We start from the raw sequence: 13,623 nt of genomic DNA, 5'->3' as shown, positions 1-13,623 counted from the left end.
TGGGACTATAGCCTCAGGTGTAATCCGTAAAGGTGATAAGATAAGAGTTCTGCCTTCCGGAAAAACAAGCGAAGTCTCAAGGATTGTTACGTATGAGGGAGACCTTGATTATGCATTTTCTCCTATGGCAGTAACGCTCTGCCTTAAGGATGAGCTGGATATCAGCCGCGGGGATGTTATTGCAAGGGAGAATAACCTGCCTGCTATTACCGGAAGTATTGAAGCAAATGTTGTCTGGATGGATACAGAACCCATGCAGACAGACAGGGACTATTTTATCAAGCATACAACCCGAACAGTCCGGGGTAGTTTTACACAAGTCCGGTACAAGATTGATCCGGAAGATGTTCACAGAAAGCCGGCAGAATTTTTAAATTTAAATGAAATTGGTAAAGTTAAGATTGAGCTTAAAAGTCCGATATTTGCAGACATTTATTCTAAAAACAGGATAATGGGTTCTTTTATTGTAATAGATCCTGTTACAGGCAGGACTGTTGCTGCAGGAATGATATCAAAATACAGACAGGTATCACCGGACAGGGGATGTGAATCTGTAAAAGCGAGTGTTATTAAATATTCCGGGGATAAGAAAGAAGAGGCAAAGGCTCATTATGAACGCCTTTCCATGCAGGGTATTCATTGCATCTACGTGGATGACGATTTACTGCGTGACGGGCTTTGTAAAGATCTTATAGAAAATATTGCTGAATATTCACAAAGGATTGAAGAATTATGTAATATTGTTACTAATTCTGGAGTGTCTGTAATATTATGTACAAATAGTCTCGAAATACATTGAGTAGTCTGGCGGGAAAAGTTATGTCTCAAAGATATTATGCAGAATCTCTGAATAATAAGTAGATTTTCAAGACATTTTCCTGAATTATGACGTGTGTTTAAAGTATCATTATTACCATATTTTCTGTAGGTTAACTCAATAATGTCGATAATAAGTGATTCTGTAAAGATAATGCGCTATCTTTTCAGCCCTTTTAAGAAGATAATTGCTTTCTATCTGGTAGCTGTTATTATTCTGAGTTTTTTGGAAGTATTCAGAATTTCGCTTGTATATCCTATAATTAATTATGGGCTTGGCGTTGAAAACCAGCCAAAACTACTGGATGCTTTTTATGATTATCTTCTGCCTTCATCGGTTGATCCGTTTTTGGCAGCGGCATTTCTGCTTCTAATAACTACGCTTATAATTGCAGGATTTTATGCGGTAGTTGCATATGGTGGTGCATATCTTTTTGCAACAGTCCGGGATTCACTAGACAGAAGGGTTTTTGATACAATACAGAGCAGACCCTATAGTTTTTTTGCGTCAAAAAAGCAGGGGGATTTATTATATATTGGTCAGGGAGCAGTCACAGAGTCCGGTCAGGCTGTCAGTCAGTTTGTTGAACTTTTAAGAAATGCATTATTGTCACTACTATATCTGTTATTTCTCTTTTATCTTTCATTCTGGCTGACTATTGGTGTTATAGTGCTTGGTGCAGTATATGCATTTTTTGTAAAACAGCAACTATTTTCACGTGTTTACAGGAACAGCGGAGAACTGAATCGCTCATTGATGGAAAAATCAGTTGTTTACCAGGAGTTTATATCCGGAATCAAAACGATGTTTATAACCGGTTCAGTCGGAGTCTGGAAGAAAAAATATGAATCTGCAATAAACAGGCTCTTAAAAGCATATCTAAATGTAAATGCATTGTCAAAAATCCCGTCCATTGCGAATGATTTTATAATGTTCTCAATCATTGCACTTGGCGGGATACTCCTGTATTTTTTCACCGGTGGCAATTTCATTCCTTATATAGGAATATTCGGGACATTTATGCTTGCATTATATCGTCTTGTACCTTCTTTGACTGCTGCACAGTCTAATTTAACCAGTCTGGTGCAAAACCTTCCTGCACTTGAACTGGTCTATAATATTTTGAATGAGAATGAGTTGAACAAATCTCGATTATTGGATAATTCAGGGATATCCAAAAAATTGAAGTTTTCGTTTGAGAAAAAAATTGAATTTCGTTATCTTTCTTTTAGATATGATAATACAAAAGAAAATACAATTCACAATCTATCACTTGAAATAAATAAAAATACAAAGGTTGCTATTGTCGGAAGTTCGGGTTCCGGGAAAACAACGACTGCAAATCTTCTGGCACTTTTATATAATCCCTCATCCGGTGGAATATTTGTGGATGGTGTAAATTTAAATGATATTGATCATTCTGATTATCTGCGCCATTTAGGTTATATCGGTCAGGAAACTTTTGTCTATCATGATACAATTAAGGAGAATATCAGATTTGGCTTGGATTACACTGATCAGGAAATTATTGAGGCGGCAAAACTTGCTGATGCACATCATTTCATAATGGAAACAGGAGAGGGATATGACACAATTATCGGTGATCAGGGAATAAAACTGTCCGGTGGTCAGAGGCAGAGAATTGCCATTGCACGTATTATTTTAAGAAAACCCAAAATTTTGCTTCTTGATGAGGCAACCAGTTCTCTGGATAATATTTCCGAGCAGAAGATTATGGAGTCTGTTGAGAAACTATCTCAAAATATGACTTTAATAACCATTGCTCATCGTTTATCAACGATTCAGGGTGCTGATCTAATTTGTGTGCTGAAAAACGGAATACTTGCTGAAAGTGGTTCTCATAATGAATTGATGGAATTAAAAGGAGTATATTGGAATTTGTATCTTAGACAGAAACAGAAAATGCCTTCTGAAAATTCTTTAGATGTTCCCACAATTAATTAACGAGAATTTAGCAAATATCTAAATGTTAATTGAAATTCAATTTATTCATAAAAGAATATCTATGATAAAAATTAAAAAATGAACTTGCATAAGAATTAACGTTATTATTGTGGGAATATGTAAATTTCGTTATCTTTTGATTAATCAACAAATAATATTCCATTTGAAGATAAATGAATAATTTATTATATGGAGCAAGATGTTGAAAATAGATAATTTGAGCATATCTTGAGGTAGAAATATGATAAAATACGGGTGCCAGTGGATTGATGATGATGATGTCGATTCAGTAATCAAAGTATTGAGAAGTGAATGGCTTACTCAGGGTCCTGTTGTAGAGGAATTTGAGAGTCTTATTTCAGACTATACTGGAGCAAAATATGCAGTTGCATTTAATTCAGGTACCTCTGGATTACATGCTGCAATGTCCGTTGCGGGTGTAAAAAAAGGAAGTGGGGTGATAACTACACCAATTACTTTTGTGTCCACTCCGAATTCTGCCATATTTTGCGATGGAATGCCTGTATTTGTGGATATAGATCCCTGTACATATTGCATTGATATTAATAAAATAAAAAATTCGGTTTGCAGTAATACAAAGGTAATTGCACCTGTTGATTTTGCCGGATATCCTGTAGATATTAAAGCAATAAAGGATACTGTTGATAATGATGATATAATTATAATAGAGGATGCTGCCCATGCTCTCGGAGCAAAAAACAAAGGGTGCTTTTCCAGTTCTGAAGCTGACATGACTATGTTTTCATTTCACCCCGTAAAGCATATAACAACAGGCGAAGGTGGAATAATCGTCACAAATAATGAGGAATATGCTGAGAAACTAAAGTTGTTCAGAAGTCATGGTATTACAAAAGATCCTCAGAAACTCATCAAAAAAGATGTTGGTCCGTGGTACCACGAGATGCAGTCTCTTGGATATAATAACCGGATAACAGATATACAATGTGCTCTGGGTATCTCACAACTTTCAAAACTGGAATATTTTATAAAAAGGCGCAATGAGATTGCAAAAAGATATGATGAGGCCTTCATGGAACATCCTAATATTATCATACCTCCAAGACCTTCAGAATCTTCGCGCCATGCATATCATATCTATCCTGTTGTCCTCAAGGGAATTTCAAGGAAAGGAGTTTTTATGAAGCTCAGAGAAAAAGGTATTTTCTGCCAGGTCCATTATATTCCTGTTCATTTGCAACCATATTATAGGGAGATGTATGGGTACAGAGAAGGAATGTTCCCGGAAGCTGAGAAGTACTCTGAGAATGAGATTACGATACCATTGTATCCAAAGATGAGTGATGAGGATGTTGATTTTGTTATTGATTCTTTAATCCGGATTATAGATAAGATTAAAAGGTTTTATTAAGAATCTGAAATTATAAATGACTCTTATGTTATGTTTCAAGTAAAATCTAAATTTTAATAAACTGATTTGATAGAAATGATGTTTGTTTTTCGGACTGATGCTTCAAAAAATATTGGAACAGGTCATGTAATGCGATGTCTGTCTCTTGCTGGTGCTTTGAAAGAAAAAGGTGCTGATGTCCTTTTTATATGTCGTGAGCTTGAGGGGAATCTTTGTAATCTTATTGAAGAAGAAGGATTCATCGTAAGCCGGTTGCCTGTTCTTGGGGAGGTTTTTGTTGCAGAAAATAATCCTGAGTATTCTGATTGGCTTGGTGTAGGATGGAAAGACGATGCAGAATATACCGCCTCAATAATAAGAGAATCTGGCATTCAGCCTGACTGGCTCATTATTGATCACTATGGACTTGATATCAGGTGGGAACAATTTCTTCGCTCTTTTACTGAAAGGATTTTTGTAATAGATGATCTTGCTGACCGCAATCATGACTGTGATCTGCTTTTGGATCAGAATCTTGTTGCAGATATGCAAAACCGTTACCTTGGAAAGGTTCCTGAAAATTGTAAACTTTTGTTAGGTCCTAAATATGCTCTGTTGCAACCCATTTATGCCGAATTGCACGACAGAATTCCTCCGAGAGAAGGTAAGATAGAACGAATTCTCATCTCATTTGGCGGTGCTGACAGTGATAACCTGACAGGGCGAGCACTCTCGGCATTTATCAGTCTGAACCGTCCGGATATTGATGTTGATGTAATAGTTGAAAATAGTTCATATAAAACAGCAATTCAGGAATTGGTTGCTGGATTTGATAACATACGTCTGCATGGAACTGTTCCGACACTGGCACCCTTAATGGTCAAAGCCGATCTTGCAATAGGTGCAGCCGGAACGACCAGCTGGGAGCGTTTATGTCTTGGTCTTCCTGCTGTTGTTGTAACATTGGCAGAAAATCAGCGTGCTGTTGCAAAAAATTTGAATGATCTTAGATTAATTCATTTAGTAGGAAATAAAAAAGAAGTAAATAATGAATTGATTGGTGATTCGATAGGTGAGATCATCAATTGCAATTATTTGTTTGAATGGTCATCTAATTGCATGATGAAATGTGATGGAAGAGGGATTAAAAGAGTAGTTGAACTTATTATGCCCTAAAAAAATTTAATTTATTGAGGTTTAATTATGGATAATAATATAAAAAAAAACAATTTGGATTTTTGGGAAATAATTGATAAACCTACATCAAATGACCTTGAAAAGTATTATGCAGATAAGTACTACCAGGAGGCAAATGGAAGTTATGAATCTGAATATACTAATGATGAATTACGCTATTTCCAGGTGAAACTTGAACAGCGGTTAGAAGTTATTAAAAGATATAATGGAGTTGAAACCGGAAGACTTCTTGATGTTGGGTGTGGTGAAGGTTATTCATTAGCGTTTTTCAAAGAAAAAGGATGGTCGGTAAAGGGGATTGATTTTAGTTCTGCAGGAATAAAATCTAAAAATCCTGAATGTCTGGGCAATCTTGTTACGGGGGACATTTTTAATCTTATAAAAGAAGAAATAAAAAAAGGTCAAAATTATGACATAATCTGGTTGCAAAATGTTTTAGAGCATGTTATCGCTCCTATAGAATTGCTTGAATGTCTTAGATCAATAATCTCACCAGAAGGTACGGTAGTTGTAACTGTTCCAAATGATTGTTCTATTACACAATTATCAGCTTTAGAATATAATCATATAGATAATAAATTTTGGATTACGCCGCCTGATCATCTGAATTACTTCAACTATGAGAGTCTCTTAAATATTGCTGAGGCAACAGGTTGGGACTGTAAAGACGTTCTTGCAGATTTTCCAATCGACTGGTATTTATTTCATTCTGGATCAAATTATGTAAGCAATAAAGATCTTGGAAAGTCTGCCCACAAAGCCAGAGTTCAATTAGAAAATATTATTCATAAAAAACCAATTGATGATGTAATTGATTTCTGGTCAGCACTTGCTAAAATAGGTTTTGGAAGGGACTTAACAGCATTTTTAATGCCGAAAAGGAGAGTTTAAATGGACAAAAAATATGGAATTAAATCATCTGCAGATCAAAATTATAAGAATAGAAGATTGGAAATCTCTCAGATATTGCGAAATTCCCCTATACCTGATAATGAACTGACAGGAAATATGGGTCTTTATATTGAAAGGATGCATTTATCAAGAATTTTATTGATGCATGATCTTTATACACGAATTCTCAATGTTCCGGGTGTCATTATTGAATATGGTGTACGTTGGGGACAGAACATAGCTTTGTTCAATGCATTTAGGGGCATGTATGAGCCATATAATTACTCTCGAAAAGTCATTGGTTTTGATACATTTACTGGCTTTCCGGATGTTATGAAAGAGGACATGGAAGAGTGTGAAGTATTAAAAGTTAAAGAAGGGGATTATGCGGTTTCTAAAGACTGGCAAAGAACTCTTGAAGATATATTAGAACACCATGATGCACTTTCACCTCTGCCACAGATTAGAAAATGGGAACTAATTGCTGGTGATGCAACCAAAACTTTTCCGGATTATCTGGAGAAGCATCCTGAATTGATAGTTTCTTTTGCTTATTTCGATTTTGACCTATATAAACCTACTAAGGAATGTCTTGAATTGTTAATCCCAAGACTCACCAAAGGCTCTATTGTAGCATTTGATGAGTTAAACTGCCCTCAATTTCCTGGTGAGACAATTGCAGTTCAGGAAGTATTGGGCACAATAAATATTAAGTTAGAGCGGGATCCAAATAATCCACTGGTATCTTGGTTTGAAGTGCTATAAATAACGCTCTCAGTTTGTATTACATCAAATTAATGAGTCCTGTTTGTATGTTATGATTATTCCTTTCATAACAGATGTAAACAATATTTATTTGCTGATATTGAATTAACAGATGGGGGTCCTGAATTTCTGAAATTCTATCTTATTATGAGGGGTTCTAAATGCAGAAACAAACATTGTATGGTAAATCCATGATAAATATTCTTATAACCAGCGCCTCAAAAAAAATTCCATTAATACAGGCCGTGCAAAGTTCTGCATTTAAAGTGAATCCTGATATCAAAGTAATTGCCGGAGACTCGGATGAGTATGCATTGGCCAGATATATTGCCAATGAATTCTGGAAAATGCCTGATATTACTGATGAGGAGGTAGATTCTATAATCTGTGGTTGTAAGGAGCGGGAAATTGGAATTATTATCCCAACCCGTGATGGGGAACTTTTATTTTGGGCCCGATATGCTGCTAAGTTTTACCAATCAGGCATTGATGTAATTATATCCCCTGAATCATCAGTTAAGCTCTGTTTTGATAAATTGTCTTTCTCCCAGTTTGGTATAACTTATGGATTTCCTTTTATTAAATCATTTAATCATCCTGATAAACTATCATTTAAATCCTATGTTGTAAAGGAGCGATATGGTGCAGGATCCAAAAATATTGGTTTAGATATGAATCGAAAAGAGGCTCTTCTTTATTCTAAAAACCTGGAAAATCCAATCTTTCAACCATTTATACCTGGAAAAGAAATTAGCATCGATGCTTGGGCAAATCGTGATCATAATATTAAAGGAGTTGTCTTAAGAAACCGTGACAGGGTTTTGAACGGTGAATCTCAGATAACTACAACATTTAGAGATGATAATCTTGAATCATTGGTAGTTCAGATACTTGAGTCTTTAAGTTTACGAGGGCCTGTTGTCATGCAGGCAATCATTGATAATAAAGGAAATCCACATATTATAGAATGCAACTCAAGATTTGGTGGGGCATCCACAGCATCAATTGCTGCTGGACTTGATATTATCTATTGGATTCTGTTGGAATCTTTTGGATATGATGTGGAAAAATATCCATTTGAGCGTATAAAAGGTGAAGTTAAGCAAATAAGAATTCCATGTGATATTTATAAATATGATTATTATTTTTGATCTTGATGATACTCTTTACGATGAGAAAACATTTGTTTTAAGTGGTTTTTTGGTGGTAGCCCAATATCTGGAGAATAAATATGATATAGCTGCTAATAATTCCTACCAGATTATGAAAAATATACTTGTAAAAGAAGGTAGGGGTGAAATTTTTGATCGCCTGCTTGAGTTAAATGGTCTATATAGCAAGAAAGAAGTAAAAAAATGTATAAACATCTATCGTTATCATCGACCAGCTTTATCTCTTTTTCCCGAAGCAAAAGAATTCTTAGACTTTGTGTCCAGTCCATTATATCTGGTGACAGATGGACATAAATTAGTTCAAAAAAATAAAGTTGATGCTCTTGGAATAAGGAGACATTTTAAAAAAGTATATTTAACACATCAGTATGGGAGGATTTATGCAAAACCATCTACATATTGTTTTGAAAAGATTCGCAATCTTGAAAAATGTTCATGGTCTGAAATGGTATACGTTGCTGATAATCCTAAAAAAGACTTTGTAAATTTAAATCCTTTGGGTGTTCATACGATACGTGTGTTGACTGGAGATTATAAAGATATGATAGTAGATCCGGATTTTGATGCACAATATAAAATTTCAGATATGTCTCATCTTAAAGAAATTATTTTGGAGATATAATGAATGATAATTGTATAAATATTGGTAATTGTAGAATTGGAAAATCATATAGTCCTTTTATCATTGCAGAGATGTCAGGTAATCACAATCAGTCTCTTGAAAGGGCTTTTGAAATTGTTGAAGCAGCCGCGAAAGCCGGTGCACATGCAATAAAGCTTCAGACATACACTGCAGATACAATAACCCTTGACATTGGTGAAAATGAATTCTTTATCAGTGATGAAAACAGCCTCTGGAAAGGAAAGAGCCTTTATGACTTGTATAAACTAGCATATACCCCTTGGGAATGGCATGAACCGATATTTAAAAGAGCTGAGGAGCTTGGTCTCATCTGCTTCTCAACTCCTTTTGATGAGACTGCTGTTGATTTTCTTGAAAGTCTGAATGTTCCGGCATACAAGATAGCTTCATCTGAAATTGTTCACCTATCACTTATTAAAAAAGTGGCTGAAACCGGAAAACCAATGATAATTTCAACAGGGATGGCCAGCATTGCAGAGATTGATGAGGCTGTGCGGACTGCCCGTGATGCCGGATGTAAAGATCTTGTCTTTCTAAAGTGCACAAGTACATATCCTGCAACTCCTGAAAATAGCAATGTGCTCACAATTCCTCATATGAGAGCGCTTTTTGACTGTGAAGTCGGGCTTTCGGATCATACTATGGGAATAGGTGCATCTGTCGCAGCGGTTGCGCATGGTGCCACTGTAATTGAAAAGCATTTTACATTAAGCCGTGCTGAAGGCGGAGTTGACAGTGCTTTTTCAATGGAGCCTGACGAGATGAAGAGCCTTGTTGTAGAAACGGAGCGTGCCTGGCAGTCGCTTGGGAAAGTATCATATGGTCCGGGTGAGGCTGAAAGGAATTCTCTCTTATTCAGGAGGTCTTTGTACATTGCTGAGGATGTGAAGTCCGGAGAGATCCTGACTGAAAAAAATTTAAGGTGTATCAGGCCTGGTCTGGGGCTTGAGCCTAAATGTTATCCAATGCTTATTGGAAAGCGGGTAAACAGTGATGTTAAAAAAGGAACTCCTATGAACTGGGATTTGATAGGCTGATATAGATTAATTAATCGGTCATATTATTATCTGTCTGCAGGTGCGAAAATTTTTAATTATTGCTCCTTAATAGAATTTTGGTTTGTTATTTAAAAAAAGAAATTTGGAAAATATGAGAATATGGCTCATCAATACATTTACTGGAATAATGAAAAAATCTCCAAGTATATCTTAGGAACAGCGCAGCTTGGACTGGATTATGGTATTGCAAACAAAGACGGAAAGCCAGATCAGCAAAAAGCGGATTTAATAATCAAATCCGCATGGGCTGCAGGTGCACGGACTTTCGACACTGCAGCAGGATATGGTGAAAGTGAATCTGTTCTTGGCAGATCACTTGAATTTTACGGATTAATTGGGGATTCAAAAATAGAAACTAAAATATCTCCTTCATATAAATCTGACAGTTATTCCTGGGTTGGATTATCTGTAAAAAGATCACTTGAAAATCTCGGGGTTTCGTCTCTCTGGTCAGTTCTTCTCCACAGTTATGGCATGCTCAAAGAATGGGATAAAGGCCTGAGTGAAGAATTATGCAGACTGAAAGAAGAAAAAAAGGTTATTCATCTGGGTGTATCCGTATATACATCTGAAGAAGTAAGGAATGTTCTTGATTATCCGGATATTGAAATTATTCAGGCCCCGTGCAACATGTGGTCTCCTGAGTTATTTACAGAAGGAATCATAAAATCAGCTTTGAAAAAAAATAAGCTGATTATCATACGCAGTATTTTTCTTCAGGGGTTACTGCTTATGTCTCCAGAGGATGTATTGGCCAGATTTCCTGAGGCATATGATGCTTCTTTGAAGTGGCATGATATACTTCAGGAGTACAACACAGGTGCATGGGAGATGTGCATGCGTTTTGCGGCATCTCTTAATGTACCGGTTGTAATGGGCGCTGACAATGAAAAACAGGCATCTCTGAATGGCAAATTTTTGACAATGCAAACTTTGACTTCTGATGAAATTCAAGATATATATGAAAGGCTTAAACCTTATTTATCAGAAAAAATTGTAAATCCTACAATGTGGAAGTGATTACAATAATTCTCGCAATATTACAGGCACGAATGAGTTCAACGAGGCTTCCGGGTAAAGTATTAAAACCTATACTCGGAGAACCTATGCTTTTCCGACAGATTGAACGAATAAGACGGTCAACAAAAATTGATGATCTGATAGTTGCAACAAGTACATCCAAAGAGGATGATCAGATTGAAAAGCTGTGTTATGAAAAGAATGTCAAATGCTTTAGAGGAAGTCTTGATGATGTTCTTGATAGATTTTATCATGCAGCCCTGCCTTTTAATTCGGATTATGTTATGCGTCTGACAGGTGACTGTCCTTTGTTTGATCCGGGAATTGCTGACGAATTGGTTGATTTTTTTATTTCAGGTGGGTATGATTATGCCTCAAATACAGTTGAACCAACATATCCTGATGGTCTGGATATAGAGATTATGAAATTTTCTGCTCTTGAAAAAGCATGTGAAGAGGCAAAACTTCCTTCTGAGAGAGAGCATGTGACTCCTTTCATATTGAATCATCCTGATATGTTTAGAATCGGGTGTATGAAAAATCCAATAGATCTTTCGGATATGAGATGGACAGTTGATGAACCCGAGGATTATGAATTTGTAAAAACAGTTTATGCTTTCCTTTACTCCGGTAATCCTGAATTCACATGGAATGATGTTCTCTTTTTGATTGAGAATAAATGTGATATTGGTGGTATTAACTCTAACTTCAGAAGAAATGAAGGATATGAAAAATCACTGATTTGTCAGGCAAAAAATGAAATTATAAAGTTAGAAAGGGTATATCTTCGGATATTGAAACCGGAAGATGTTACTGAAAAGTACTGTGGCTGGTTGAATGACAATAATACTACAAGATATCTGGTGACAAAATCTACTGATATTGCAGCCCTTAAGGAATATGTCAATGAGAGATATCTTGATAAGAGCGTTTTATTTTATGGAATATACTTAAATGAAAATGATGAGCATATTGGAAATGTAAAGCTTGAGCCAGTCAATTTCTCGAAAAGTGAAGCAACACTGGGCCTGCTCATTGGAGAAACCAAATGGAGGGGGATTGGGATCTGTAAAGAAGTATGTCTGGGAATATGTAAATATGTTTTTTCCTCCTTAAAAATCAAAATAATATACCTTGGGGTAGAAGTTGAAAATAAGTCTGCAAGGAAGTGTTATGAATCCTGTGGATTTGTGGAATCAAATTCTTTGGAAAATGAATTAAATAAAAAAAATTGCATTCAAATGAAACTGGAAAAAAGTGGTCTTAGATTATGAATAATTCAAAAAATGATAATAATATGAAAATATGGAATAAAGCAAAGGTAATAATTCCGGGCGGAACTCAGCTATTATCCAAACGCCCTGATCAGTTTTCAGAAGGAATATGGCCTGCTTATTATTCAAAAGCAAAAGGAACCACGATTTGGGATTTGGACGGGAATAAATATACTGATATGAGTATTGGCGGTATCGGTGCAACTGTTCTTGGATATGCTGACCCTGATGTTGATCAGGCAGTTAAGGATGCAATTGATAACGGTGTTGCATCGTCACTTAACTGTCCTGAGGAAGTAGAACTGGCAGAAGTCCTTTGTGATATTCATCCCTGGGCAGATATGGCCCGTTTTGCAAGATCAGGAGGAGAAGCAATGACTATTGCAGTCAGAATTGCGAGAGCTTCAACCGGGAAGGATAAGGTAGCTTTTTGCGGCTATCACGGATGGCATGACTGGTATCTGTCGGCAAACCTTGGTACACAGAATGCACTGGGCGAATATCTCCTGAATGGCCTGGATCCTACAGGAGTTCCCAAAGTACTTGAAGGAACGGCACATCCATTTCATTATAATAATCTGGCAGAACTTGAGGCCATTGCAGAAAAATATGGCAGTGATCTGGGCGCAATTGTTATTGAAGCAATAAGAAATGACGAGCCAACCAGAGAATTCCGTGATGGTGTGCGTGAAATAGCAGATAAAACCGGAGCAGTTCTTATTGTTGATGAGATCTCATCAGGTTTTAGATATTTAACCGGAGGCGCACACCTTAAGTTTGGAATTAATCCGGATATAGCTGTTTTCTCAAAAGCTCTTGGAAACGGGTATGCAATTGCCGCAGTTATTGGAAAAGAAGAGGTAATGGAGGCTGCACAAGCGACATTTATCAGCAGTACTAACTGGACAGAAAGATTAGGGCCGGTTGCAGCGCTTGCGATGATAGAAAAGCATAAAAGAGTCAACGCAGGGAAATATCTGACTGAAATAGGGACAAAAGTTCAGAAAGGATGGATGAATTCGGCTAAAAACGCAGGAATTGAGATAGAAGTTGGAGGGATTCCTCAGTTGAGTCATTTCAGCTTTAAAAACCCGTTATCGCAGGAGATGAAGGCATATTACATTCAATTAATGTTAGAAAACGGTTTTCTTGCATCGACTTCATTTTATGCGATGTATGCCCATACCAGTGATGATGTCAACCGCTATTTAAAATGTTTTAATGACGTTTTTTCAGAAATGCAGTTACATTTAGAAAAAGATGACATTAAGTCCAGATTAAAAGGAAATCCCTCCGGGTGTGGGTTTTCTCGTTTAACATAAAAATTATTTTTTTAAAAAGAATATGATTGATCATTAAAAAAAAGATTAATCAAAATCTTAAGAAAATAGAAAATTTTTATGTTTTGATGACTAATAATTCATATAAGAATTTATAATGAGACAGATCTTC

General features: G+C 36.2%; 12 protein-coding genes. All 12 read left to right on the top strand.

Annotated elements, in window-relative coordinates:
* Nucleotides 1–799: elongation factor 1-alpha C-terminal domain-related protein (locus ACTB1O_RS00375; protein WP_462993156.1), on the top strand; the 799-nt coding region annotated here is incomplete at its 5' end.
* Between the two features lie 141 nt (nt 800–940).
* Nucleotides 941–2,782, top strand: a complete 1,842-nt coding sequence (locus ACTB1O_RS00370) for an ABC transporter ATP-binding protein (RefSeq protein WP_462993155.1) — start codon at nt 941–943, stop codon at nt 2,780–2,782.
* 241 nt (nt 2,783–3,023) lie between these two features.
* Nucleotides 3,024–4,172 carry a UDP-4-amino-4,6-dideoxy-N-acetyl-beta-L-altrosamine transaminase gene (gene pseC / locus ACTB1O_RS00365; RefSeq protein ID WP_462993154.1) on the top strand — a complete coding sequence of 383 codons (1,149 nt, stop codon included), beginning with the start codon at nt 3,024–3,026 and terminating at the stop codon, nt 4,170–4,172.
* Nucleotides 4,173–4,247: 75 nt separating this feature from the next.
* Nucleotides 4,248–5,327: a UDP-2,4-diacetamido-2,4,6-trideoxy-beta-L-altropyranose hydrolase gene (gene pseG, locus ACTB1O_RS00360; RefSeq protein WP_462993153.1), complete on the top strand. Its 1,080-nt coding sequence runs from the start codon at nt 4,248–4,250 to the stop codon at nt 5,325–5,327.
* Between the two features lie 27 nt (nt 5,328–5,354).
* Complete coding sequence (locus ACTB1O_RS00355) at nt 5,355–6,239, top strand: class I SAM-dependent methyltransferase (RefSeq protein ID WP_462993152.1); 885 nt, start codon at nt 5,355–5,357, stop codon at nt 6,237–6,239.
* A complete protein-coding gene (locus tag ACTB1O_RS00350) occupies nt 6,240–7,004 on the top strand; it encodes a TylF/MycF/NovP-related O-methyltransferase (protein WP_462993151.1) in 765 nt (254 codons plus the stop codon). It begins immediately after the preceding gene.
* Between the two features lie 161 nt (nt 7,005–7,165).
* A complete protein-coding gene (locus tag ACTB1O_RS00345) occupies nt 7,166–8,155 on the top strand; it encodes an ATP-grasp domain-containing protein (protein WP_462993150.1) in 990 nt (329 codons plus the stop codon).
* A complete protein-coding gene (locus ACTB1O_RS00340) occupies nt 8,139–8,798 on the top strand; it encodes an HAD family hydrolase (RefSeq protein ID WP_462993149.1) in 660 nt (219 codons plus the stop codon). Before ACTB1O_RS00345 ends, ACTB1O_RS00340 begins: the two co-directional genes overlap by 17 nt.
* A complete protein-coding gene (gene pseI, locus ACTB1O_RS00335; RefSeq protein WP_462993148.1) occupies nt 8,798–9,856 on the top strand; it encodes a pseudaminic acid synthase in 1,059 nt (352 codons plus the stop codon). The genes ACTB1O_RS00340 and pseI overlap by 1 nt, the downstream gene beginning before the upstream one ends.
* A 120-nt stretch (nt 9,857–9,976) precedes the next feature.
* Nucleotides 9,977–10,897, top strand: a complete 921-nt coding sequence (locus ACTB1O_RS00330; protein ID WP_462993147.1) for an aldo/keto reductase — start codon at nt 9,977–9,979, stop codon at nt 10,895–10,897.
* Nucleotides 10,888–12,171 carry a GNAT family N-acetyltransferase gene (locus ACTB1O_RS00325; RefSeq protein WP_462993146.1) on the top strand — a complete coding sequence of 428 codons (1,284 nt, stop codon included), beginning with the start codon at nt 10,888–10,890 and terminating at the stop codon, nt 12,169–12,171. The genes ACTB1O_RS00330 and ACTB1O_RS00325 overlap by 10 nt, the downstream gene beginning before the upstream one ends.
* Entirely contained in the window at nt 12,168–13,493 is a 1,326-nt protein-coding gene (locus tag ACTB1O_RS00320) for an aminotransferase class III-fold pyridoxal phosphate-dependent enzyme (protein WP_462993145.1), read from the top strand. Before ACTB1O_RS00325 ends, ACTB1O_RS00320 begins: the two co-directional genes overlap by 4 nt.
* The last annotated feature ends 130 nt before the right edge of the window (nt 13,494–13,623 follow it).

This window comes from Methanomicrobium sp., assembly GCF_055145805.1.
The sequence above is the reverse complement of the archived record's forward strand: the minus strand, read 5'-3'. Positions and strand labels throughout refer to the sequence as shown.

What these genes read in the sequence shown, in the direction of transcription:
- ACTB1O_RS00370 (WP_462993155.1), top strand. Translation starts at nt 941, where the DNA reads ATGTCGATAATAAGTGATTCTGTAAAGATAATGCGCTATCTTTTCAGC.
- pseC (WP_462993154.1), top strand. Translation starts at nt 3,024, where the DNA reads ATGATAAAATACGGGTGCCAGTGGATTGATGATGATGATGTCGATTCA.
- pseG (WP_462993153.1), top strand. Translation starts at nt 4,248, where the DNA reads ATGATGTTTGTTTTTCGGACTGATGCTTCAAAAAATATTGGAACAGGT.
- ACTB1O_RS00355 (WP_462993152.1), top strand. Translation starts at nt 5,355, where the DNA reads ATGGATAATAATATAAAAAAAAACAATTTGGATTTTTGGGAAATAATT.
- ACTB1O_RS00350 (WP_462993151.1), top strand. Translation starts at nt 6,240, where the DNA reads ATGGACAAAAAATATGGAATTAAATCATCTGCAGATCAAAATTATAAG.
- ACTB1O_RS00345 (WP_462993150.1), top strand. Translation starts at nt 7,166, where the DNA reads ATGCAGAAACAAACATTGTATGGTAAATCCATGATAAATATTCTTATA.
- ACTB1O_RS00340 (WP_462993149.1), top strand. Translation starts at nt 8,139, where the DNA reads ATGATTATTATTTTTGATCTTGATGATACTCTTTACGATGAGAAAACA.
- pseI (WP_462993148.1), top strand. Translation starts at nt 8,798, where the DNA reads ATGAATGATAATTGTATAAATATTGGTAATTGTAGAATTGGAAAATCA.
- ACTB1O_RS00330 (WP_462993147.1), top strand. Translation starts at nt 9,977, where the DNA reads ATGGCTCATCAATACATTTACTGGAATAATGAAAAAATCTCCAAGTAT.
- ACTB1O_RS00320 (WP_462993145.1), top strand. Translation starts at nt 12,168, where the DNA reads ATGAATAATTCAAAAAATGATAATAATATGAAAATATGGAATAAAGCA.